This window comes from Richelia intracellularis HH01 (assembly GCF_000350105.1).
Taxonomy (GTDB): domain Bacteria; phylum Cyanobacteriota; class Cyanobacteriia; order Cyanobacteriales; family Nostocaceae; genus Richelia; species Richelia intracellularis.
In genome coordinates, this window is the sequence record NZ_CAIY01000044.1 from 269,620 (window position 1) to 296,291 (window position 26,672).

Genomic DNA, 26,672 nt, shown 5'->3' on the forward strand with positions numbered 1-26,672 from the left:
ACGCAAAGAAAAATATTAGACATTAGTATCATAATTAATTATGCTTTTTGTAAAGCTAGGCAGATTACAATTGCTATATTTCATATTATATTTGTCATTTTCAGTAGTCAAGAAAAATAAATCTTGACTATTTTAGTAAAAGGCAAATATATAATTGTAAGTACAAAGATACATTCTTTGTAAAGTAAAAATTTATCTTTCTTATGAAAGATTAAGCCAGGAAAAGTCTATAAGGAAAATTTTCAAAAATAATAAATAAAATGGAATTAATTATAGATATAAAAAATTATAAATAGATTTTTTATATCTATTTGGAAAAAATAGCTTATGCAGATGATATTAACTTTAAATTATCATTACTTATATTATAGAATAAATAGTGGGAATAATTTACATCCATGACATACAGAGGTAAGGAAATGGCAATTGTTCATAGACACGTAATACGGAGGTTTTGAATTGCCTATTATTAAGCTCAATAACTCTTAAACATTATTAATAACTTTTATTTATTGTATGACTTCGGCAACATATTCTTTATAAGGGAATGTTGAGTCTATTACTATTTAGCAAAGTTGCTTACGTAATGCGAGATAATAGGCTGATGATCCCTAAGCTTTATAATGTTTTACTCAAAATCTTTAGAACAGCTTACAAATCCGAGCTGTCTAATTCTATGGAATGATTAGATTATATTTTATCCTAGGTTCAATATTACCCAGTATTTAATATAGACTTTTGCAAAGCTAATAACTTAATGTAGAAATGTAGAAATGAGAAGAAACTTGATTTAGAATATTTTTTGGTTTATTCAAGAAAATGTTATTGCTAGAAGATAAATATAAATAATCATAGGATAATTTTATTGATTGGGTTTTTAATCAGGTTCAGAAGTTTATGAGTTATGAAGTTTGGCATCTCATGTAATACCTTCAACTTACATACCCAGAACACATAAAACTTAATGCTTCCAGCAAAAAACTAAAATACACTTGCAGGGACTGCTAATAGGTTATTAGATGTTAAGCGAGGAATAGTTATGGTTATAAAATCTTCGCCACATAAGAATGACCAACCTGAGAATCTACATTCAATATAGATTTATCGTGCTGGAGAATTTCCTCTTTTACGATACCTCTTACCTTAATTAATTCAATAGCACGGTTAACACTTTCAGGTAATATAACTACTAAGCTTCCTTTAGGTGCTGCATCTAAAGCTCTATTAATGGCTTGAGTCTCATCCAAAATCACTTCATAGCTACAATCTGGATTAACTTTACAGATCCCTTGAACTATCAATTCACTTGCTGTACCCCTTGGCCGGCCACGATTATCATCATCTTCTTTGATGACAACCCTGTCAAAAATTTGTGCTGATAGCTTACCAAGAGCAATAAAATTGTCATCTCTTCTGTCACCTGGTCCGCCAATCACGCCGATACGATTACCAGTAGTCCAATTACGGACAAAAGCACCTAATGCTTCATAACCGGCCGGATTATGAGCATAGTCTACTAAAGCATGATAATCCCCCAAGTTAAATAAATTCATTCTCCCAGGAGTTTGACTTACGGAAGCTCGGAAAGTTTTTAACCCCGCACGGATTTCCTCTATCGTAACATTTTGTAAAAATGCTGCTAAAGAGGCTGCTAATGTATTGGCAATCATGAATGGAGCCTTACCACCCATGGTTAAAGGTATATTATCTACCCTCTCTATTCTGTGAGTCCAATCCCCTTTCAAAATTGATACAAATCCGTTTTCATATACCGCTGCGACCCCACCTGTTTGTATATGATCCCTTACCAATTTCGAATCGGAGTTCATCGTAAAGTAAGCAATATTTGCCTTGGTTTTCTCAGCCATTATTGCTACCCGATGGTCATCAGCATTCAGTACTGCGTAACCATCAGGAAATATAGATTCTGCAACAATGCTCTTTAGATGAGCCAACTGGTCGATAGTATCAATATCTCCCAAACCTAAATGATCAGCAGCTACATTTAAAATTATGCCCACATTAGCAAATGCAAATGCCAAGCCAGAACGTAGGATACCACCTCTAGCAGTTTCTAGTACTGCCACCTCTATAGTTGGATCTTGCAAGATTAGCTGAGCACTTTGCGGTCCTGTATTATCCCCTGCTTCTACTAAGTAATTACCTATATAGGTACCGTCTGTAGTCGTATAACCAACAACTTTATTTGTATGTTTAAAAATATGTGCCAGTAAGCGAGTAGTAGTGGTTTTACCATTAGTACCTGTAATACTGATAATGGGTACTCTGAAAGGCTTATCTCGCGGGAATAGCATATCAAGCACTGCACCAGCAACATTGCGTGAAACCCCCTTACTAGGAGCTACATGCATCCGGAAACCAGGAGCTGCATTGACTTCTACAACTACCCCATCCACTTCCCTCAGAGGACGGCCAATATCAGTGGTAACAATATCTATTCCGGCAATATCCAAACCAATAATTTTCACTATTCGTTGTGCTAACCACACATTTTCTGGGTGAATCTCATCTGTACGATCGATTGCTATCCCGCCTGTACTTAAATTAGCTGTAGCTCTTAAGTAACACACTTGCCCTTCTGGTAAAATGCTGTTGTCCTTATAGCCTTGTCGTTCTATTAATTTATAGCTAGTATGGTCAAGTTCAATTTTGGTTAGTACATTATCATGACCATCACCACGCTTAGGGTCTTGATTGGTTTTTTCTAACAATTCCATGATTGTAGATTTGCCATCACCTACAACATGCGCAGGAACTCTTTCTGCCACTGCCACAAATTTTCCATCTATAACCAATACCCGGTGATCTCGCCCCACATAGTATCTCTCTACAATTAAAGAGCGGGAAATTTGTCTGGCACGATCATATGCTGCTTCTGCTTCTTCCCAGGTTCTAATATCTGTAGTGATACCTCGCCCATGATTGCCATCCAACGGCTTAATTACAATAGGATAGCTACCAACCAATTCAATAGCATCTTCCAATTCATCAAAAAAGTTAACCACCGTACCTCTTGGGACTGGAACCCCAGAATCGGCCAAAATGCGTTTGGTTGACTCTTTATCACAAGCAAGTTCTACCCCCAAAATACTAGTTTGATCTGACATTGTCGCTTGTATACGTTTTTGATGTATCCCATATCCCAATTGAATTAAAAAGCGTGTTCCCAGACAAATCCATGGAATACTTCTTTTCTCTGCCTCTTTAATAATTGCTTCTGTAGAGGGACCAAGACTAGCTTCTCGCCAGAAATCTTGCAAATCTTGGACATCTTGTTCTAATTCTGCCTGGGGATAGCGGCCACGATCTATAATACTCTGGCATAGCCGGACTGCAGCTCTACCAGCATAGCGACCTGCTTCTTCATTTGAATACTCGAAAACTACTTGATACACCCCTGGTGTTGATGTCTCACGAGTTCGGCCAAAGCCCAACTCCATTCCTGCTAGAGACTGGAGTTCTAGGGCAATATGTTCTATGATATGACCCATCATAGTACCTTCACGTACTCGTACGAGAAAGCCACCATGGTATCCGGGCGAGCAAAAATGTCTCTCCAGAGTCGGCAATGTTTTTAACAGTCCATCATAAAATCCAGGAATTTCGTTTGATGAGATATCAGCAAGTTTCTCTAAATCGAGGCGCATAATGATCAGTTTGTGGTGTTGGATGCTCCAATAATTGGGACCGCGCAATGTCTGGATCTTGAGAATTCTCATGGGAGTAGGTAGATGGAGATTCGGAACCAAAAGTCTAGTTTGTATCTGAGATAAATCACTTCACTGTTGGTGGTAAATAGTTTAGGGTTGCTTACATTATGTTTATTCTTAATTTCCTTAGTTTACTGTCAAAATTTGCAGTCAATCCAGTTTAACTTCAGGCATGCAATTCTATCAGTTGGATAAACGGTATACAGCTGGTAGAACAGTACGTTGGTAAATATGAAAGCAATCACCATGACCTAGAACATGTAATCTGAGGTTATGAATTGTTAGAGGATCGCTAGCTCCTACATGAGGTTCATTGGTATGAGTGACTTCTGTTGGATCGACAATTGTTACAGAACCTTTACCAATAACTTGTAACCAACCATCTTTTTCAAATAATGCACAGGTGTCTTCATCAATACCAATACCTAACCGATCAGGATGGGAGGATATAGCACTTATCAATCTACCCATACGGTTGCGATTGTGGAAGTGTTGGTCTACTATTATTTCCGGTATTAGACCTAAACCTGTTGCCATATCTAGTAAGGAACGATTGGGAGATTCTCCACTACCACCTCCTGCAATCATATGATGACCCATAACAGCAGCTCCTGCACTAGTACCAGCAAGAGTTAGCTGTCCACTCCTCACACGCTGACGGATAATTCCCATGGCGTCCGTATCAGCCAAAATACCACAAAGGCGTAATTGATCTCCTCCTGTTAAAAAGACCCCAGTACAAGATTCTAGGGATGACTGATACTCTCGATATTTACACTGTTCACGTTCCCTAATATCTAGCAATTCAACCCTATTCGCTCCCATATCTTCAAATATGCGAGTATAGCGGTTGCCAATGGCAGATGGCTCGCGGGAGGCAGATGGAATAATTGTAATATAGGCATCACTAGCACCAGCACGAGCAAAAAAAGTTTTGAGGATTTTACGTCCATGGAGTTTATCTTCTGCTCCTCCAATAACTAAAACGGCGGTTTTGGTTGCTTTAGGTGTCCTCATTTCCAGCGATTGAGTTTTTAGTCCCAGCATTGTGTTTCTCCTGTCAACAACTTCAGGAGCCATTACCTTAGAAGGGTTCCCCTGCTTATGGTAAATGGCATGTAAATGAAACAAGGGTATTTATTAGCCTAATATTACATCGTGCCTCTTGGAAGAGGACACCATCCGCAGTGTGGAACGACTCCTGAAATTATGAACGTTTTTATGCTGCCCCATCCTAATGGGAAGTTACTGTTTACCCTTGGGTTAAGGGCCCAAATCCATGTAAAGGCATTTGGAACACTATCGCTATAACGTCTTGGTTAACTGTGAATGCGCCGCTATTGTTATGTGTCTGCTCCCTTTTTTTAGTACCAGCCGATTTGTTGTTCATCTGTCTTCTTTGTCCAAATTGACAAAAAACTTGGGAAAAAGCAGATACTCATAAGAGTCTTGCTGAAGCTGGCTCGATACATCCTGGAAGTTGTTAACCTAGCTTAGATAATTAATGTTAGATGTAGATGTGACAACATTTAAACATACAATTAAGCAATTAGAGGAATATTTAGTTCCACCAGGGGCAAAAATTTCTCAGATACTTACATATTGAGGTTTATATGGCCTATTTTTAGTGGTACCAACATCAGTTTAGTTTATATTTGGTCAGACATTCACATTTAAGATTAGTGTTCTCCAATACGAATTACTGTGCGCTTTGATATAGTTACGCTGTTTCCTGACAGTTTTTCTTCTGTTTTCAATTCTGGGCTAATTGCTAGAGCATTGTCAAAGCAAATTGCTCAAGTAAATCTGGTAAATCCGAGGGAATTTACCAACGATAAGCATCATAAGGTGGATGATGAACCCTATGGTGGTGGTGTTGGTATGGTACTCAAACCTGAACCAATTTTCGCTGCTGTGGAGTCTCTTCCGATATTATCCAGGAGAGATATTATCTTAATGAGCCCTCAAGGTTACACGATGAATCAATCTCTATTACGAGATTTAGCTGAAAACTATGATCAGTTAGTAATTGTCTGTGGTCATTATGAGGGTTTTGATGAAAGGGTATTAAATTTGGTCACTCGTGAAGTTTCTATGGGCGATTTTGTTCTCACTGGTGGAGAGATTCCTGCCATGGCTTTAGTAAATGGCATAATACGCTTGTTGCCAGGAACTGTTGGTAAAGTAGCATCTCTTCAAAATGAAAGTTTTGAGGATGGGCTGTTAGATTTTCCTCAATATACTCGTCCGGCTAATTTCCGGGGTTGGCATGTTCCCAAAATTTTGCTGTCAGGAAACCACCTCAAAATTGCCCAGTGGCGTCACGAACAACAAATCAAAAAAACTCGTGCTCGGCGCCCGGATATACTTAAAGCTTGGGTAGAAAAAATTCAAACCAGAGGATTAGAAGAACAGTAAGCTAGGAGGCATAGAAGTAGATAAGAATCAATCTACATATGTATTGATAAATAGCCTAATACATGACATAGAGGAAGTCGAAATATGAATGTTCGCATTGGAAATGGCTATGATATTCACAAATTAGTTAGTAACCGTCCCCTAATTTTAGGGGGTGCTAATATTCCTCATCATCTAGGTTTATTAGGACACAGTGATGCAGATGTACTTACCCATGCCATTATGGACGCAATGCTAGGAGCATTATCCTTGGGGGATATTGGAGATTATTTCCCACCAAGTGATCTTCAGTGGTCTGGAGCTGATAGTCTCATTCTACTCTCGCAAGTGAATGAATTAGTTCAAAACCAAGGATGGTGTGTCATTAACATTGATTCGGTGGTGGTAGCAGAAAAACCTAAACTTAAGCCACATATTGCCCAAATGAAGGGTAATTTGTCAAAAATCTTACAGTTGGAGTCTAATCAAGTGGGAGTGAAAGCAACTACTAACGAAAAACTTGGTCCAGTGGGACGGGAAGAGGGAATTTGTGCTTATGCTGTTGTCCTGTTGTTATCAACATAAACTGTGATTTCACAATTTGCTAGCTTTACTTAGGAAGAAATAGTTAATGTTAATAAACCCATTATGAAAAGCTACAAGAGTTGACTAATTCAGTTCACTTTTCTTGGCATGCAATATGCAATCAGTAAATAAATTATACGATTTAGAGCAATTTCTTCTTGCTTTTTACTTCAGTTCTTATGATTCATAGTATTTCAGTATTTTGGAAGGAACATGCTATGAATCTAAAACTAAAGACTTCCCAGATACGACCTATATGCTTATTTTACCTCTACCTAATAGTAATCATTAGCTATATCTTTTGATTTAAATCAATCAATTATCGATGATAAAATTTTCTAGGTCACTGCATTCTACAAGACATTTTTGGTTACCCACATTCCTTGCTGGTATAGCATTACTTACTGTTATAGCCTGTCATTCTGCTGATTTTCAGTCTCAGGGTGTAAAATTTCCCCAATTAGTACAAAATATTCTTAGCGATCCCAAAACCTTTAATTATGCTTTAAGTCAGGAGTCACCGAATATTTTCAACTTGACTTTTGAAGGTTTAGTGACTGAAAACCCTATAAATGGAAAAATTAAGCCAGCTTTAGCAGAATCCTGGCAAGTTTCCGATGACAAGTTAAAGATTATTTTTACTCTTCGACCAAACTTAAAATGGTCCGATGGCAAACCTCTGAATGTAGATGATGTGGTATTTACTTATAATAAGATTTATTTTAATGAGGAAATTCCCACAGATGCTAGGGATATGTTACGAATTGGTCAGAGTCGTCAGTTGCCTAAAGTTAGAAAAGTTAACAATAACCAGGTAGAATTTATTACCTCAGAACCCTTTTCACCCTTGTTACGTACTGCTGGGCTTTCAATTTTACCTGCTCATGCTTTACGTAAGTCTATCAATACTAAGGATTCTGAAGGTAGACCTCAATTTCTGACAAAATGGGGTGTAGATACTCCTCCAAATGAACTAATTACTAATGGACCGTACAAATTAGAACGTTATGATACAAGTCAAAGGGTTGTCTTCAGAAAAAATCCATACTATTGGCGCAAGGGGGAGCAAGGAGAATCTCAGCCTTACATTGAAAAAATAATTTGGCAAATTGTGGAATCTACGGATACATCTTTATTACAATTCCGCTCCGGTAATTTAGATGCCATAAATATAACCCCAGAATACTTTTCCCTTTTAAAACAAGAGGAAAAAAGGGGAAATTTTACAATCTATAATGGTGGACCTACACACACCAGATTATTTATGTTTTTTAATTTAAATAAGGGTAAGAGAAATGGAAGGCCATTAGTAAATCCTATAAAGTCACACTGGTTTAATAATACTGCTTTTAGACAGGCCGTAGCTTACGGTATTAATCGCCAGAAAATGATTAATAATACCTATCGTGGTTTAGGTGTATTACAAAATTCTCCTATTACAGATCAAAGTCCTTACTACTTGTCTCCACAGGAGGGACTAAAAGTATATAAATATAATCCTGCAAAAGCTAGGCAATTATTAATCAAAGCTGGATTTAACTACAATGAACAAGGCGAATTATTTGATGAATATAGTAATCAGGTTCGCTTTACCTTATTGACTAATGCCGGCAATAAAATTAGGGAGGCAATTGGTGCACAAATTAAACAGGATTTAGGTGAAATAGGTATTACAGTTGATTTTATACCTATGGCTTGGAGTGCCTACACTGACAAACTTTCTAATAGTTTAGATTGGGATGCAGGAATTATTGGCTTCGGTGCAGGAGTAGAACCTAATGATAGTGCTAACCTCTGGAATACTGATGGGGGGTTACATATTTTTAATCAAAAACCGCAGGCTGGACAAGAACCAATTCAAGGAAGAGAAATCACTAACTGGGAAAAGGAAATTGAACAACTCTATATTCAAGGTGCACAAGAATTTGATGATGCCAAGCGCAAAATAATTTATGCAAAAACCCAAAAAATAACACAGGAATATTTACCATTTATTTATCTTGTGAATCCCTATTCTATGGAGGCTATTAGAAACCGCTTCAAAGACATTCAATACTCAGCACTTGGTGGTGCCTTCTGGAATATTCATGAGGTCAAGATAGTCAAAAATTGATTGGTATTTAAGTGTAAATATTTATCTGTATTTCCTTTTATTAAGTAATAAATTATACTAATAATTTTAAGTTTGTCTTAGTCATTGAAAAGTAAATTAATTATTTGATGATGCTTATTTCACTTTAATTGTTAACAAAAATGAGAATTAAACAAAAAAATAATTAATCCCCACTTTTGATTAGTTTGATTCTTAATTTGTAAAAAATGCCACGTTAAGCTATTTAGAAAAGTGAAAAACTTTGTATAATAGGCACTAAGTCTGGGTATTTTTATAGATACAACTATTAAGTGTAATCTCAGTAATAATTTTTCCAGATTACCTAATCAAGGTGAATCATTGCAATACCCCAAAACATCCCTATCATTGTTTATAACCTATAATCATTTTCTACTAAGTTGAACAATATCAATATCATTGATCCCCAAATTATATTCTTAAATACAAAATCTAGGGTTATATGAATAACTATTTTATGTAACCTTAGAAACTTTAAATCCTGTAATAAATATAAAATCTGAAATACAAAACCTAAAATTCTTATGCCTGATGAAAAAACATTACGATTTCTTCTAGAATCGATTGCTAGTGGACAAGTTTCTACGGATGTAGGTTTAGAGCAACTCAAGAATTTAAATTATGAATCAATTGAAGAATTCGCCAAAATAGATAACCATCGAGCCTTACGCACAGGTTTCCCAGAAGTAATTTGGGGTCATGGAAAAACGACTGAACAGATTATCAAAATTATGAATGTTATGCGCCAGCGGACTTCAGTGGTAATGGCAACAAGAATTCAACCAAAGGTTTATATCGCCTTGAAATCAGAAGTCTCGGATTTACAATATTACGAGTCGGCAAGAATTTGTGCGATCATTCAGGGGAAAACTTCCCCTGAAGATCTCACTCCCTATACCATTGAAGAACTTTATCCTGGAGTCATTGTTGTTATATCAGCAGGTACAGCTGATTTGCCCGTAGCTGAGGAAGCAGCTATCACTGCTGAATTGTCTGGTTTTCAAGTTCAACGCCTTTGGGATGTAGGTGTTGCTGGAATTCACCGTTTACTCGACAATCGTGACTTAATTGCATCTGCTTCTGTATTAATAGTAGTGGCTGGAATGGAAGGGGCATTACCCAGTGTTGTTGCTGGGTTAGCTAATTCTCCAGTTATTGCAGTACCCACAAGTATTGGTTATGGGGCAAGCTTTAATGGATTAGCCCCACTATTAACAATGTTAAACTCCTGCTCCGCAGGCATTGGTGTAGTGAATATTGATAATGGCTTTGGTGCAGCAATATTAGCAGGGCAAATTTTGCGCACAGTAGCTAAATTCAATCAAGGGTAAGATAGTTTTATATTCTAAGATAATTGGAGATAAATAGACTACAATAATAAGAACAATCAAGTCAAAATAAGCCTGAATTTGGCTTATAATTAGGATGTATTTCAAATAATACCTTTCTAGGTAGCACTGTTAATTATTCTCTTGTATGTAGAATTTTTTTTATGCAAATTGTCAAAGGACATGAGCAAAATATAAAACTATAAAAGCCCTTTAATTATTTTTTCTAATTAAGCCAAGTTCGGAAAATTTCTGATTAGAATAACAGTTTAATAAAGTAAATTAATTACATTTCTAATAAACATATACCCAATAATTTTAATTATATTAGTTTTATGAGTGCTGATAGTTATTTCTTAACAAGATATAACTTAAAAATAGTAAAATTATTTACGTACAGAGTAATCTAAAAAACTAATATTCTAAAATCGTATGCCTGAACAGAAAGCTTGGAGCCAGAGGTTTGAATCTGCCCTACATCCAGTAATTAATCGCTTTAATGCTAGTATTCATTTTGACATGGAATTAATTGAGTATGACCTGACTGGTTCCATTGCTCATGCCAAAATGCTAGCACATACCGGTATTATCAAAGTATTAGAAGCAGAACAGCTAATCAGTGGCTTGGAACAAATTCGTCAGGAATATCGCCAAGGTAATTTTAAACCAGGTATTGAGTCAGAAGATGTACACTTTGCTGTGGAATATCGCCTAGTAGAGATTGTGGGAGATGTAGGAAAACAACTACATACAGCCCGTTCTCGTAATGATCAAGTTGGTACAGATATTAGGTTGTATCTACGGGAGCAAATTCAGCAAATCCGTCAACAGTTAAGGTCTTTACAAACAGTTTTAACAAATATCGCTGAGGACAATTTGGAGACTTTAATTCCCGGTTATACCCATCTACAACGTGCTCAGCCTCTTAGTTTAGCTCATCACTTCTTGGCCTACTTTCACATGATACAAAGAGACTGGGAAAGACTAAAGGATGTATATACAAGGACAAATATCTCTCCTTTAGGATGTGGTGCATTAGCAGGAACTACTTTTCCTATTAATTGCCATTATTCTGCTAATTTATTAGACTTTGATGATGTTTACCAGAACAGTTTGGATGGAGTCAGTGATCGTGATTTTGTGGTCGAATTTCTATGTGCAGCTAGCTTGATTATGGTTCACCTTAGTCGTTTATCGGAGGAAATTATTCTGTGGGCATCTGATGAATTTAAATTTGTTACTCTTAAAGACCGATGTGCTACGGGCTCTAGTATTATGCCTCAAAAGAAAAACCCTGATGTTCCAGAGCTAGTTAGAGGTAAAACCGGACGGGTATTTGGGCATCTTCAAGCTATGCTAGTTGTTATGAAGGGTTTACCTCTGGCTTACAACAAGGACTTGCAGGAAGATAAAGAATGTCTTTTTGATGGGGTTATTACGGTCAAAAGCTGCTTGGAAGCCATGACAATTCTCCTTCAAGAAGGGTTAGAGTTTCGCCACGAACGACTCAATACGGCTGTTTTAGAAGACTTTTCTAATGCTACCGACGTTGCTGATTATTTAGCAACAAAAGGTGTTCCCTTTCGGGAAGCATATAGTTTGGTAGGTAAAGCAGTCAAAAATAGTATTGCTGCTGGCAAATTACTTAAAGATTTAACAATTGAAGAATGGAAAGAATTACACCCAGGGTTTGCAGAGGATATTTATGAAGCAATATCACCACGTCAAGTAGTTTCAGCCCGTAACAGTCATGGAGGAACAGGATTTACTCAAATCAAACAAGCAATTATTAAAATTCGCCAACAATTGGCTACTTCACCTTAAAAAAGAAGTAAGGGCATACATTTTATCTGTATGCCCTCAAAGTTGCTAAATAACAACAACCTGCTAATTGACTCAATATCAATATTTTATTTTGGGATGCACGTAAATTTATTACTGCGACCCAACACCTGAATTTCAAATGAGAATATTTGGGAGTATTAAGGTTAAAGAAATTAGAGATTAACCCAATAAATTTGGATGTCTAACATTACACCCAAGTCAAGGAGATCATTCAGTCTCAGCTGCTGTTATATTTTCTTCCTCGGGTTTAGTATGTCTCTGTTGGAACCTTCTTTGAAAACGCCCTGTATTAGTCCGTTTACGAAACTTACGGGCATAAGCCTGGTTTCGTAGCGCCTTTTCTTTTTTCGGGTTGCGGCGCTTTGCCATATTCACCTCATTAAATAAACAACAATATATCTAGGTTAACTTACTTATAATCTCAGCCACCGATGCTTTTTTATATTTTATATGTTCTTAGCCCAGATTATCTATCCCGGATGTGGCTTTCCAATATAAAATTATACCACATTCATCTAAAAAGCATTAATTTAATAATAGCTTCTACTAAGATAACAAATAATTACAATCATTATTAACCATAAAATCAATTTAATAAAGGCAGAACATTAGAAATATGAATATGATTCTAATTTCTCATTAGAGGATACAACCAAATTAGCTTAAACAATATTCAGGAGATATTATCAATTTTCAGACTTTAGATTGGGTATTAAGTCTACAACCAGGTATTCGTACGATAGAGATTGCTGTTTTTTTAATAAAAAGACTCATATGATTAGTTTGCTACATACATAAATTCTGGTGGAGATATATTTGTCAACAACCATTATTTTAGTATAGAGATAGCTAGAATTGAGGAAAGGAAGAGATAATCAATTATTCATAATGGAACTTAGTTAGGATACTAGTCATTGTTTCCTATTTATAAATCTATATAGAAGGTTAGTTTCAACAAAAATTATCAGGACTACCAGGATTGGGAGAATCAGTATTTTTTTGTATGTGTTATTTTTATTTGGAGCACCAATTATAACATTAAAAAAATGATTGTGCATTTTAAAGTTTGAATAGTTTCATGTATAATAAAAAAACTACTGGTAATTGGGGTACTGACAGCTAGTTTCATTCAATTACTTAGGATTTACTTGCTTATGATTGATAGTAACAAGGGGAACGGCAATTCAAGAATACTAGAATATAAATATGAGTAAAGGATCCATTTACGTAAGAAAACATCTGATATATGCAAAATGGCTACAGTCCCTATTAAGACTACCTGAAACAATCCCCTAATAGAAGCTTAGTTTTGATTGTGAATCATAGCAAAAGCAAGTTTTGCCTTGCAACTGTCCATATATTTCATTCAATTATGTCCCTTATAGCTATGATAAGAGATTAGCTATACCTTCCTATGAAGTAGTTCATTATAGAGCGATTATATTTACCTTGAGATTATTAGAAAGTCAATAAGATAATAGTATAATTTTTTTATATAAAATAGCATGTGTTATCGTAAACTCTTCATAAGCAACATGTACAACTATCAACCATGAGAAATAATAACTCCCAACAGCCTTCATTTTTTTGTGCTGGGCGTATTTATTTATGAGTTACAGTTGTTAAAGATAATTTTTTTCATACCCACAAATATTAAATTTCTGTCTATATGTAACCGTTTGGCAATTACGGGATACTGAATTTGGAGGTAATTGTATAAAAGCCTGCAGTCGCCTCCAGTTATTACTACTGAACTTTCGGGAAAATCCTCCCACCATGATTCAACAAAGTCTTTTACTCCCGAAATTAAGGTATAAATGACTCCACTTTGGATTGCTGTTTGTGTACTCAACTCGTATCTCTGAGGTAGTGATTCAGGGGGGATAACATAGGGTAATTGCCCTGTTTTCTTTCCCAAGCTAGCTAATTGCAAACCCAACCCAGGTAGAATGGCTCCCCCAACTAAAGTATGGTTAGCATCAGCACCAGTGTATGTGAGGGCTGTACCTCCATCTATTACTAATATTGGGAATCTCCACTTATTGCCTGCACCCCATAGGGCCAATGCACGATCAATACCCAAAGTAATATATAGTCCATGCAAAGGTACTTGCTCTAAGTTCAGAATTTTAACATTAGGGTTATTTTGCCAATATAAGGTTTGACTTGGAACTACAGAAGCAAGAAATAAGGATGTAGGCAAGCAAAAACTCTTGGGAAAACTAGAAGGCAAGATATGGGATAACAAACCCTCTAGGGTTGGTGAGTTGAGTAATTGATGAACATCCCCAGGTGAAATATAATCTGTATCCCAAATAAATTCCACGCCCTCACAACTAAGTAATCCCCAGTGTAAGCAGGAATTACCTATTATTAATGCCAAGTTAGTTTTTAAGGCCAATTGAATTATGAAAGTGCAAAAAAGTGAAAATTATGAGGCTATTGTATCAGTTATGCCACAAACATCAACCATAAATATTGGAGTTCCCTTGACACATGTACATCACTAATATAATGAAATAAGTCTCTATTCTTTAACAGTTGCAATCACCACGCTGCTAAACCTACCATATTAGATAACATTATATAGGTAAAAATAAACAAAATATAACAGAGCTGTTTGCCAACCACTCATAGTTTAAATTTATATATTAAAACCTATTCTTTTGAGGTTTATTTCATGATTTTATCAAGTAAAACTTCCATAGCTTCCATAGTTTGTAGGCAGTAGATATTTAATAAGTTTTACTTTTATCTAATCATAATTTCATAAATTGTGTTGAATTTACTATAACTTTTTACCTTAGTTATGATACAAAGATATTAATGTAGAAGTAATTATATTGCAAGTTATTATTTTATGGAGTCACACATAAATTATTCAAATTAATGGAATTAACAATATTGATGTAATTTTAATACATAGGAATTACATCAATATTTAATTGCTCTAAAATTCAGTGTTATAAATTATTTGAATCTTCATAAGCAATTGCAGCAATTTAAATCCAGTAATAGCTATATCGAATTGCTATCAAATTAACTATAAATCATCTAATGACTCAAAATTAAATGATTATATAGCTAAAGTTGTACTTGCCTTTTTATGATTAATTTACTCCATTATCTCAGGATTGAATAGGTTTAAGTTCTGTTGATATATAAAACTTAATTAAATTAAATCTCACCTCTATTTTTAGAGTTTGGTGATTAGTCAAAGATAATTTGATAACGATATATTCTTGTATAATTATTACTGCAAACTATATAAATATTCTATGCTAAAATCAAGCTATAATTAGTCCCTAGATAAGAGTTTTAGCTACCATCAAAAGTATTTTAAATAGGATAATTTCCTAGTATAATCAGAAGCTTATCTGAGAATGATATTCGCAGATAAATTGCCTTATATTTCATTATTTAAATATCACGATACTTGCACCTATAACCACATAAACCTGGATTTGAATAAAACACAAATAAGTAATAATATAAGACTCCATACTAGCAAAAGATCTAACTAAATATCTACTCTCTACGATGTCACTTTAAATTACTCCAATAATAGAGGAAAATGCCCAATTAAATCTGAATCTTACGACAAATTACCCTCAGTAGTTACAGCTCGATATTGAACTATATTGGCACTTTCACTAAATTATGGCTTTGCTTGAGGAAGCTTAAGTAAAAATTGGCAAGTAATTGAATTAATAAGTTACTAGTTAAAATAGAAACTTAGAATAATTTATTATTACCAAAAATTTAACCAGTAGCAATTTTGAATTGACTCAAGACTTACACAAATAGCCTCACCTGATTAAGTACCAAATATTCTGTAAATATTTATTTATATACTTCAAGCCTTAATCATATTAGATAAATCTCCTTGAAATACTAAAATTAATTCCAAATTAAAGTTATAAATAAAAATGGTAAGAACACATAGAAACATTAACTAATTTGGCAAAAAAGTATAGTACTGATTTTTATGACATGAGATCAGATAAAAATATTATGTAAATTTATAACCAGATAATATACAAATCTAATAAATTTGGAAGATTTCACTTCCCAATAGTAAATCAGAGACAATTATAAAGAGAACTGGGGAAGCGGGTGAGGGGAATCGAACCCCTATCATTAGCTTGGAAGGCTAGGGTTTTACCACTAAACTACACCCGCAAATTTACACTTCAGAAAGTATAACACAGATTTATAGTACTTGAAAAGCACTAATACTTGCCAATATAGTTATGATGATCACTTTGATTACAATTATTGAGAATTAAATTGCTGGCTTATTTCAACTTTCTACTGTTATTGTCATATAAAAACTATACAATTATGGACCTGTCATAATAACTCTTGACTACGAAAATAGCTGTTTATAAGATTTAGAAGTTGTATACCTCCAGATAGCTCATAATTATTGAGGTGCATTTTGCAATTTTTAGTAGAGCTGTTGATTCATCAAGAGAGAATACAAGTTTAAGGGATGAGTGGGAAAGTGCTAAGCACTAAGAGGAGAAAACCCTGAATACGAAGAGGTTCATATTGATATGAACATGATTACCCTAAATGGGGTTTAATTCCCTATTCATAATATTACATAATTACATAACTATAATGTTATTTTCTACTCTAAATTGCTTTTTGACCAAGGTATAAAACCTATATTGATTAAACTTAACTAGTCAAATTCATATATGCATAGATTATAAGATACTTTATAATTACTTTGGATAAATTAGATTAATTTAGATTAGAATAGTACAAAATGAAGATATATTTATAAGCAATTAGTAAAATTATATGAAAGTAGTGAGGTATTATTTTGAAGCAAGACAAGCCTTGATAAAGGTAACCGAAAAAGTCACATAACTATGAATATATAAGAGTAAACCATATAATATTCTAATTAAAGTGATTCTATAGCTAGCTAATCTAATTCTTAGAATGGTAGGTAAATAGCATCTTTATCCCAGAAAAATATTAAGTTAACTTAACAAAAAAATGATAATAATCAGGAATTTAACTCACTTATATATATTTTATAAGAATATTTCTCATAGAGTAGAAAATCGTGTTATTACTAAGACAAACCACCATGATATAATGAGGAGATTAAATGCTAATTGTGATGTCAATTATAAGTAGATTATGAGACGTTGCATTTTGTGACAGATTAAGAAAAGAAAATTAACAAACAGAGAGGCTAATAAACTATTAATTTAAAGTCTGATTTATTTTCCCATAAACCCATTGAAATTATTTAAATAGTTCCTACATCAAGTTCCACTCAATTCATAACTTAATTTCAAATCTAAGCCAGAAAGTTTATTAGGAATAATTATATGTTTTCTTCTATAGTTAAGTCCCTTTCATAAAATATTAGCTATTTCTCTTAAGATAGAATATCTAATTCCATGTTAATACTTTGGCTCTAGTTCCTAAATATAAAACCTTCCTATGATTTTTGTAATTGTCTATATATCTGAAAGTTAAAATTGCATTTTATTGATTGTATAATTATTATGGAAGAGTATTTAATTATATTCTAAGTAAATACAAAAAATAATACAAATATATGTACTACCAACTATAATTATATCTAATTTATTTATTTTATTAGCCTTAAAAGGCTATAGTTGTTAACTTGGAAATAGTAAGCAGAATTTTATTAATATTTATTTTACTAGAGCTAGAAATATTGCTTGAAGCTAATACAGCTATGTTAGCTAAAAAACATAGTTTAAATAAATTTATTCAAAAATAACTATATTTTAAGATTTATATGTTTTTATCATCATAGAATATTTGTTATATTTAAGCAATAATTGTTATTTTTTATGTTCGTTATAGAGTTTAAGTAAAATACTAATTAAATATACTATTAAAATTTATATAGAAGTTATGCGGTAGTTATAGAATGCTAAATTGAGAAAGTTTTTACTTATAAATTCTTCCAATTATATAGAATTAATATGATAATTACTCCCTAGATAAGTTTCTAGTAAGATTTGAATTAGTCTAAAATTTTGGTTGTTTAGTTTATGCAAAAAATTTTGGTATTTTATGGACTTCCTTATCACACTTAGCTCTTAACTTATAAAATAGAGATAGACTTTATTAATATTTATATAGTTAAGGCTAACTAATCATGGCTCCTGCCATCTTCATTGAAAATTTAAGAAAATGCTACGGTTCAACTACAGCTATTAAGGATATTTCCTTTAAAGTAGAGCCGGGGGAGATATTTGGTTTACTTGGTCCCAACGGTGCAGGTAAAACTACCACTATCCGAGCATTGTGTACTCTGATTACACCAGATGCAGGTAGGATAGAGGTTTGCGGAATTTCTGCTATCACGAGGCCCAGAATTGCTAGAAGACGGCTTGGCTATGTGGCTCAGGAAGTAGCGTTAGATAAGATGCTTACAGGAAAAGAGCTTCTGCAACTGCAAGCGGCACTATACCATTTACCCAAAGCTGCTATCACTTCTCGTATTGCTGCAGTTTTATGTCTCCTGGATTTACAAGAATATGCTGATAAAACAACAGGAACTTATTCTGGTGGTATCCGCAAGCGTTTAGATTTAGCTGCAGGTCTCCTCCATTCTCCAGATATATTAGTGTTAGATGAACCCACGGTAGGATTAGATATTGAGAGTCGATTTATTATTTGGGAATTTCTCAGAAAACTAAAGGAGGCTGGAACTACTGTACTGATTACCAGCCATTATTTAGAAGAGGTCGATGCACTAGCTGATCGTGTAGCAATAATTGATCATGGTATGGTAATTGCTACAGGCAGGCCATCAGAATTAAAAGATAGAGTAGGTGGTGATCGTATTACTTTACGCATTCGGGAATTTTCTCCTCTAGAAGAAGCACAAAAGGCTCAACAACTGTTGCAAACTTTGCCATTTATCCAGGAAATTATCATTAATAATGCCCAAGGCAATTCTTTAAATTTGGTAGTAACTCCTGAAAGTGGTATCATGAACAGTATTACAGAGACTTTAAGTGATGCTGGGTTGCCTATGTTTGGCATAGCCCAATCCCGTCCTAGTTTAGATGATGTTTACCTTGCAGCTACGGGAAGAACTCTATTAGATGCAGAGTTAGCTGGAGTTGCGGCACGTGATGCTAAAGCAGAGAAGAAACAAAATATGAGATGAGGCAAATTAGAAGGAAAATTAGTAGAGAATCAAGGAGGTAGAAAAATAAAAAGGGGATTGCATGCTATTAGGGCAAAGTACATCCCCCGTGAGGGTTATAGAATAGGGAGAGACTAAGACGTATTAGTTTTATGATGTAATACCTCAAATTAAAAATTGACATGATTAGAACGACTGCACCTCCAAAATCAGATATTAACTGGCAAGAAATAGCATCGCCCCAAGGTTATGCTGATACAGCACCCAATTTCATCGCCGAGTTAATCCAAGAAACCCTAGCATTAACGTATCGCTTGTTCATTCAATTACGACGTCGTCCCTCTACCTTACTAGCGGGAATTATTCAACCAATAATGTGGTTAGTCCTATTTGGTGCTTTATTTCAAAACGCACCCAAGGGGATTTTTGGGTCTATGATAAGTTATAATCATTTTCTCGGGGCAGGTATAATTGTTTTCACTGCATTTGCAGGGGCATTAAATGCTGGGTTGCCAGTGATGTTTGATAGAGAATTTGGCTTTTTAAATCGTTTGCTTGTAGCTCCTTTGGCATCAAGATTTTCTATTGTTTTGTCTTCTGCCATTTTTATAATTAGTCAAAGTTTACTCCAAGCTGCTGTTATTGTAAGTGCTGCAGCACTTTTAGGTGCTGGCCTACCGAATGTATCAGGTTTAGGCGTAATAGCTTTAATTATTTTCTTTTGGCTTTAGGTGTTACTTCACTCAGTTTGGGCTTGGCTTTTACTCTCCCTGGACACATCGAGTTGATTGCAGTAATTTTTGTGACTAATTTGCCACTTTTGTTTGCCAGCACAGCCTTAGCCCCATTATCTTTTATGCCCCAGTGGTTGCAAATTATAGCTACTCTTAATCCCCTTAGTTATGCCATTGAAACTATTCGCTATCTTTATATTCATAGCAATTGGCAATTTAACAATATCGTCATGCATGCTTTTTGGGGTGATGTAACTTTTGGTGGAGCACTACTGGTACTAGCTGGTTTTGCTTTGGTATCATTGATAGTAATTCAACCACAACTACGGCGTACTTTAGCCTGATCAATATAGGATAGGATTATGACTCTACCAAACAAACTGATAATTAGTAGAATATCTTAACGAAAATTGATTATAGGGGGGCAATACTGCACCCCTTATTACTTACATGATATGAGATAAGTTCAAATCAAAAAATGTGTGTGGAAGTTTGAAATTCAAGTTCAGAACAACCAATTAGTCATAAAATTAATACCTAATTCCTTATATTTTATGGTTTTCAGTTTATTGCATACATTAGACATCAATGAGTCTAAATGTATGCAATAAAATATGAAACTCCAATAAATTTCTCTGGGATTTGAAGGTTAGAACTATACTTTAGAGATTATTTCAAAGTTTAGGTATTTTTTTAGAGACTTTCTTGCCATATGAAAATATCTGGTAGATTTCTAAATATTCTCTTCACCTGAAGTTTAATATGTTAGTTTTCAACTTGAATTGAAATTAATGAAGTAGTTACTATTTCTAGGAATTATGATTCTCATTACTTTTTTATTTTAATAATTTATTTCTTGGAGTACCATAAACATCCTTAATCTAAAATTAGATTGGATAACAAGATGCTCATAATACTACTTGATAATACCTTGGCTATAAAATCAGCAAATTCTAAGTCTTGTTAAACCTTCTCAAAAATAATGAGTTAGTTACAACACTGACTGAACTGAAAGCCATTAATCCTGCAGCACCAGTTGGACTTAGGGAAAAACCAGTAATTGGTAGTAAAATACCTGCAGCCAGGGGAATACTTAAAATATTATAGGCAAATGCCCAAAATATATTTTGCCGTATTTTGTTAAATGTAGCTCGACTCAACTGAATTGATGACACTACATCAGTCAAACGATCACTCATGAGAATGATTTCTGCTGTTTCCATTGCAATATCTGTTCCTGATTTTAAGGTAATACCTATATCTGCCTGTGATAAGGCAGGAGCATCGTTAATTCCGTCTCCAATCATAGCTACAGTGTAAGACTGTTGGAGTTTTTTAATGGTGATAGCTTTTTCAATAGCAGGAACACCAGCTATTATATCTTCAACATCCAGGCCTATTTTTTTACCGATCACATTAGCTGCTTCCTGGCGATCACCTGATAGCAATACCACCCTTAATCCCATATTCTGCAATTTTGCTACGGTATGTTGAGCATCTTTTCTCAAGATATCTCTAACAGCAATAATACCTATAAAAGAATCATCCATCGCAACTCCCACAACGGTTTTCCCTGATTTTGCTAGTAATACAGCTTGTTCCTCCGCTACTTTTGGAATAGTTATTCCTCGTTCTTGCAACCACTCCCACTTGCCTAGTAACACCAGGGAACCGTCAACAATAGCTGAGATTCCCAAACCTGGTATGGTTTTAAATTCCGTAGCACAAGGCAGGGTTAATTCTTTTTCCTTGGCTGCTGTTTGTATTGCTGTAGCTAAAGGGTGAGATGTACCTACTTCTACTGCAGCTGCTAGTTTGAGTAGAGCTGTAGGGCCCAGAGTTTCTGCTGATGTAATAGGTAAACAATCAGTAACTGTAGGTTTACCAGTAGTTAATGTACCAGTTTTATCAAAAACTACTGCACTCAGATGGTGAACTTTCTCTAACACATCACCACCTTTTATTAGTAAACCCATTTCTGCACCCATTGCCGTACCAACTAAAATTGCTGTGGGTGTTGCAAGTCCTAAGGCACAAGGACAAGCAACAACCATTACTGCAATCGCTAGTTTTAAGCTCAGTATTAACCCAGAATATTGAGAAACAATTTTTGGACTTGATATTCCTAAGGGGTATTGGTGGTGACTAAAAGTATCAACCATTTTCATTGTTGCATTATGGGTAATATCCTGCCATACATGAGTACCAAAGAAGTACCAAAAGATGAAGGTAAGAATAGATGCTGCAATTACACCATAGGAAAAGTAGCCAGCCACCATGTCTGCTAATTTTTGTGCAGGAGCTTTGCGCATTTGGGCAGCTTCTACCAAACTAATAATATGTGCCAAGTTTGTATCTTTTCCTGTATGGGTAGCTCTAATTATGATTGTTCCTGATTGATTTATTGTTCCTCCAGTAACACTATCTCCCATTAACCTTTCAGTAGGTATAGATTCTCCAGTTAACATTGATGCATCAACAATAGTTTGACCGGATACTACTTCACCATCAACAGGTATTTTCTCTCCTGGTAAAACTTGTAAGTATTCCCCCACCTTTACCTGAGATGCAGGAATTTCAACTGCCACAATGCCAGACTTTGATGCCTGGGGATCACCAATTAACCTGGCGTTCTGAGGTTGTAGTGCCAACAAATGCTTAAATGCATATGAAGCTTTTCCTCTAGCTTGTTGTTCTAAGGTTTTACCCAAAAGGATAAAACCCAAAATCATTACTGGTTCATCAAAGAAGCATTCCCAACCCATCTGCGGGAAAAATAATGCTACCAAGCTGGCAGTATAAGCTGTGAGAATTCCCAAACCCACTAAGCTATTCATATTGGGAGCATTGCGTCGCCAACTCAACCATCCATCTGCCAAAATATGACGACCTGGAAATAGTAATGCAGTAGTTGCTAAACCAAAATGGAACCAAATATTATGTAAAAAGCCCGGAGGGAAAGTGGCAAAGTGACCAATACCGGATGCTAGTAATAGTATTCCTGCGATTAAAAAGTTATGCCATGCAGATTTAACATACTGGCTTTGTCCAGTTTCTCCAGTTTCTATCCATGTTCCGTCACTAGTTCGGGGTTTACTAGGAAATCCAATTGATGTGAGCTTATTAGCCAAAACCTGAGGGTCGACCACACCTACATCTGACTCCAACACGGCAATCTCTGTAGCTAGATTTACACAAACACTTTTGACTCCTGGATATTGAGCCAATTGCTTTTCTACCGACTTTACACAACTAGCACATTTCATACCCCCAATATCCAAGACAATTTTTTCTGTAGCTTCTGTAGGTATTGTTGGCATTTGTTCTTTTGACTCATCTGTTCTACGGGCAATTTGCATAGAAAATGTTGGAATTGATAATAAAATTGCAACGCTGAATAAAAAGCGTCTCTATATTTGAGGTTAGGCTAAATTCAAAAATAAGTCAGTCATACACAACTATTAATTTTAATGAAGGATGTTAACCTATGAAATATTTATATAATTTGTTTTTCAAAGTGCCATTTTTAACCTTTTTTCCTTATATAAGCCAGATTAATCAGGTTTGTAAACTGTATAGAGATTATTGTAATTCCCTAATTTTAGGAGGTATTGATAAGTAAATTAGATATAAAATAAACCAATTAGTACTTATAAATAATATTTAGGAGAAGGAATGAAATATAGTGATATTTAATATAAAATACAATATTTCCTGATACCTTATGAAGTAAATAATATTTAGGTAATTCACATATTTAAATATTTGGTTATTGTCTGCTTTAATCATTGCACTTACGAGTAACTAGAGTTTACTAAATAATCAAGATTGTAACTAAATAAAAAATATTGTTTAGAACCAACCTTGTTTATGCATAAAATAATTATCTATAAATTCTTCATAGCTCTTACTTAGATAAATCATACCTTCAACCAAGCCAATCATCTGCATAATGAGGAAAGTAAATCCATAAGAGAAGTAACCACCCATGATAGAAATGATGAGTGTTAATATACCTTCTGCTGTATATCCTAAAATAAATTTATGAATGCCAAAACCACCAAGAATTATTGCTGTATATCCAGATAAAAGCTGTTTTGTTGCGTAGTTGAAGTTCAATTTTGTCATAATAAATATCTCCTATATATAAGCTAAACTTATTTATCAATGAAAAATACGATGAGAATAAAAATTCAATACAATAGAAAAATAAACTATTACTAGCATATCTCTGGGGTAATTTCTGTTATGTATTTACACTACAAACATGTAAATGAGAACCATAACCAACAATAAAAATGTAAATAATTTAAAATTTATTGCTTAGGAATTATGAATGGAGTAATTATCTATTAAGTAAAATAATATTTTTGCAAATCATAATCGCAGTCTTTATATGGATTATAAAAACTGTTAGGTCATTATTTTTTTTGCAAATTAAATAAATAAATTACGGACGATTGAGTTGCTAATTCATTTGATTATAGTATTACTTACCATATATTTAGTAAGAATTGAATAATGAAAATGTATTGTATGGACATAAGGTATCAAAGTTTTTTTTGTTAAAAGACTTGTACCATAGATATTTAAGTCAAAAAATAACCTGCAATACTTTCTTAATAACATTATTCTCCCTGGTATTCATGTGTAAAAAATAAAAATATTTTATTTTTTCATAGGTGTTTTTATACGCGGCACAAAGAATTGATCAACATGGGAATAGTTATAAACTATTCATTTTAAATAATCATTAACTTGTTAAATATTGAAATCAAATATAACAAAATAAAAATTTTATCAGGAAAACATTTATATTATTTTTTGTATTCAAATTTTTCCTTAGGAAAATTCATTGATACTAGATTCTCTTCGATCCACAGGATTTATCCAGGGAGTAATGATGAAATAAAACCCTAATTTCAGGTGCTTAAAGAGGAGCTGATATAATAAAGTCAAAAATTAGTTTAATTTCTAATTTTTTTACTAAATTTTTGCTCTTTAATTTTTCTATATTCATTAATTCAAAATTACTAATCTAATCCAATATCAATATTAACTGGGGAACTGAATTCCAGGAATTAACCCCGCCCCCAGGCTAAACTACTAGAGTAGGGGTATTTGCACTTGAATATGGTTTCTTAGTCTCCTGTTTTACTTGCCACTACTACCTAGAACAAATAGACTGACAAGGGTACTGCTATTCCAAATACTATGCAGTACAATTGGCGCCATAAGATTACGTGATCGTGTGTATACAAATCCTAAAACCATGCCTAGAGCAGTAAGTGGAATGATTTCTGATAGATTCAGATGAACTATAGCAAATAGCAAACTACTAACTGTAATAGCCCCCCACATAGAAAAGTAGCGAGTAAGAGAAGGCAATAAAAAACCACGAAATAGATATTCTTCAAATAATGGAGCAGCAACTCCCGCTGTGATAAAAAAGATAAAGAGAGCTACAGTGTCCTGACTATCTAATGCTAACTGTAATAATGGATTACTACCACCTTGTCCCTGAAATAATTTTTGGTTGAGTGCCGAGACAAATACAACTATAGGTCCAGCCACGCAATAACCACAGGAACCCCATAAGAACCATTTCCCTTGAAAATGCAAATGGAACCAACCTTCATGTAGGGGTAAAAAATTTTTAATGGAGAAGTATAAAACAGTCAGCACACCAAATGCTACCAAAAAATAGCTTGATATAACTAATAATGCTTGAGTTTGGATATTTATTGGATGGGTTAAAGGAAGTATGCTCAATATCAAGGGCATAATAAATTGTCCAATGAAAACTTGCCCAGTTAGGAAAAAGCCAAAAATAAATACCTGTAGTGTTATTTCACCATCCCAAGGGGTTAACCAATATAAGTCTTCATTTTGTGCCCATAGTGAATTTCTCCCCCGGATTACTCGTTGAATTATGATCACAATTAGCAAAGCGACACCAAGAATTCCTGTAATTAAAGGTGGAATACTTACTATCCCTAATTTAAATACAGCTTCCTCTGCATTTTTTTGATTGGAAAATAGTAAGTCAGATAAGTTTTCTTCTGTTTGCTGTAGTTTGTATAGTTTAGAAAGACTGGCAAAGCGGAACCAACCTGTTAAATTGTTTTCAATCAGTTTTTGAGAACCAGGTAAGATTTTTGGGGAATCACTCCAAAGTCCTGATAAAGCCAGGGCTGTCTCCCCAATATCTGGGTCAATTTCTGAAGATTCTTTTAAGTCAGCCCATATTTGTATGGCTCTATCTATATTTGCTTGTGCTGCCTGCATTATACCTAAATGTAAATCTATTCGGTCTATTACCTTTCTTTGTTGTTGTAAAGATACTTGTAGCTGCTTCTGTCGATTTTTCCCCAGCTCCAAATTACTGACTGATATGTCAGTTTGTTTTGTCAATTGCAGTTGAATTTTTTCTAAATTACCAGCAGCTGATTTTCTTACTTTTTCATACTGTTTGATAGCAGTTTCTAAAGGTTGCTTGCTCACAAAAGCTACTTTTAATGTTTTTAGATTTTTAAAAGCATTATTTTCAGGATTCCATTCCTGTGCTTGCAGTATGATATTGGTTTGATACAATTCTAAGTTTCCATGGATCTGGGGCTTTTCCCAACTATCAAATAAAGTTTGACTATAAAAAAAAACTGCCCCCAGTGTTATCAAAATTAGCAGCAACCGTTTGAATATCATTTCAATTACTTATTTTATTACTAGTGATTAGTTCTAGTTTCTCTAAAGGAGAAAACT

14 protein-coding genes, 1 tRNA gene and 1 pseudogene are annotated in these 26,672 nt (G+C 34.4%); 7 read left to right on the forward strand and 9 right to left on the reverse strand.

What is annotated here, in order from left to right; genetic code table 11:
• Positions 1-1,043: 1,043 nt before the first annotated feature.
• The 3 genes from cphA to RINTHH_RS11020 all read right to left on the reverse strand — a co-directional run bounded on the left by cphA (position 1,044) and on the right by RINTHH_RS11020 (position 5,121).
• A complete protein-coding gene (cphA, locus tag RINTHH_RS05765; RefSeq protein WP_044304724.1) occupies positions 1,044-3,740 on the reverse strand; it encodes a cyanophycin synthetase in 2,697 nt (898 codons plus the stop codon).
• 174 nt (positions 3,741-3,914) lie between these two features.
• The gene (locus RINTHH_RS05770) at positions 3,915-4,778 is read right to left on the reverse strand and encodes a cyanophycinase (RefSeq protein ID WP_044304753.1); all 864 of its coding nucleotides are present in this window, start codon (positions 4,776-4,778) and stop codon (positions 3,915-3,917) included.
• A gap of 205 nt (positions 4,779-4,983) precedes the next feature.
• The gene (locus RINTHH_RS11020) at positions 4,984-5,121 is read right to left on the reverse strand and encodes a hypothetical protein (protein WP_196794892.1); all 138 of its coding nucleotides are present in this window, start codon (positions 5,119-5,121) and stop codon (positions 4,984-4,986) included.
• 314 nt (positions 5,122-5,435) lie between these two features.
• On the opposite strand from RINTHH_RS11020, the gene trmD reads away from it, so the two are divergent.
• The 5 genes from trmD (at position 5,436) to argH (ending at position 11,996) form a co-directional block, all read left to right on the forward strand.
• Positions 5,436-6,149, forward strand: coding sequence for a tRNA (guanosine(37)-N1)-methyltransferase TrmD (trmD, locus tag RINTHH_RS05775; RefSeq protein ID WP_008234050.1), 714 nt, complete (start codon positions 5,436-5,438; stop codon positions 6,147-6,149).
• An 84-nt stretch (positions 6,150-6,233) separates the two neighbouring features.
• On the forward strand, positions 6,234-6,713 hold the full coding sequence (ispF, locus tag RINTHH_RS05780; RefSeq protein WP_008234052.1) for a 2-C-methyl-D-erythritol 2,4-cyclodiphosphate synthase: 480 nt from the start codon (positions 6,234-6,236) through the stop codon (positions 6,711-6,713).
• A gap of 325 nt (positions 6,714-7,038) precedes the next feature.
• Entirely contained in the window at positions 7,039-8,826 is a 1,788-nt protein-coding gene (locus RINTHH_RS05785; protein WP_008234054.1) for an ABC transporter substrate-binding protein, read from the forward strand.
• Positions 8,827-9,368: 542 nt separating this feature from the next.
• The gene (larB, locus tag RINTHH_RS05790; RefSeq protein ID WP_008234056.1) at positions 9,369-10,175 is read left to right on the forward strand and encodes a nickel pincer cofactor biosynthesis protein LarB; all 807 of its coding nucleotides are present in this window, start codon (positions 9,369-9,371) and stop codon (positions 10,173-10,175) included.
• A gap of 429 nt (positions 10,176-10,604) precedes the next feature.
• On the forward strand, positions 10,605-11,996 hold the full coding sequence (argH, locus tag RINTHH_RS05795) for an argininosuccinate lyase (protein ID WP_008234058.1): 1,392 nt from the start codon (positions 10,605-10,607) through the stop codon (positions 11,994-11,996).
• 228 nt (positions 11,997-12,224) lie between these two features.
• Here argH and RINTHH_RS11025 read toward each other — a convergent pair whose 3' ends face one another.
• From RINTHH_RS11025 to RINTHH_RS05805, 3 genes are all read right to left on the reverse strand, one after another.
• On the reverse strand, positions 12,225-12,386 hold the full coding sequence (locus RINTHH_RS11025) for a hypothetical protein (protein ID WP_008230149.1): 162 nt from the start codon (positions 12,384-12,386) through the stop codon (positions 12,225-12,227).
• Between the two features lie 1,237 nt (positions 12,387-13,623).
• Positions 13,624-14,400, reverse strand: coding sequence for a pantothenate kinase (locus tag RINTHH_RS05800; protein ID WP_231291162.1), 777 nt, complete (start codon positions 14,398-14,400; stop codon positions 13,624-13,626).
• 1,728 nt (positions 14,401-16,128) lie between these two features.
• Positions 16,129-16,199 (reverse strand) — tRNA-Gly (locus RINTHH_RS05805).
• Between the two features lie 1,978 nt (positions 16,200-18,177).
• On the opposite strand from RINTHH_RS05805, the gene RINTHH_RS05810 reads away from it, so the two are divergent.
• Entirely contained in the window at positions 18,178-19,197 is a 1,020-nt protein-coding gene (locus RINTHH_RS05810) for a daunorubicin resistance protein DrrA family ABC transporter ATP-binding protein (RefSeq protein WP_008234061.1), read from the forward strand.
• 161 nt (positions 19,198-19,358) lie between these two features.
• Positions 19,359-20,254: pseudogene (locus tag RINTHH_RS05815) on the forward strand (ABC transporter permease).
• A gap of 609 nt (positions 20,255-20,863) precedes the next feature.
• Here RINTHH_RS05815 and RINTHH_RS05820 read toward each other — a convergent pair.
• From RINTHH_RS05820 to RINTHH_RS05830, 3 genes are all read right to left on the reverse strand, one after another.
• Positions 20,864-23,269, reverse strand: coding sequence for a heavy metal translocating P-type ATPase (locus RINTHH_RS05820; protein ID WP_008234064.1), 2,406 nt, complete (start codon positions 23,267-23,269; stop codon positions 20,864-20,866).
• Between the two features lie 493 nt (positions 23,270-23,762).
• Positions 23,763-24,038, reverse strand: a complete 276-nt coding sequence (locus tag RINTHH_RS05825) for a TM2 domain-containing protein (protein ID WP_008234065.1) — start codon at positions 24,036-24,038, stop codon at positions 23,763-23,765.
• A gap of 1,026 nt (positions 24,039-25,064) precedes the next feature.
• The gene (locus tag RINTHH_RS05830; protein ID WP_044304725.1) at positions 25,065-26,615 is read right to left on the reverse strand and encodes a CPBP family intramembrane glutamic endopeptidase; all 1,551 of its coding nucleotides are present in this window, start codon (positions 26,613-26,615) and stop codon (positions 25,065-25,067) included.
• Positions 26,616-26,672 lie beyond the last annotated feature (57 nt).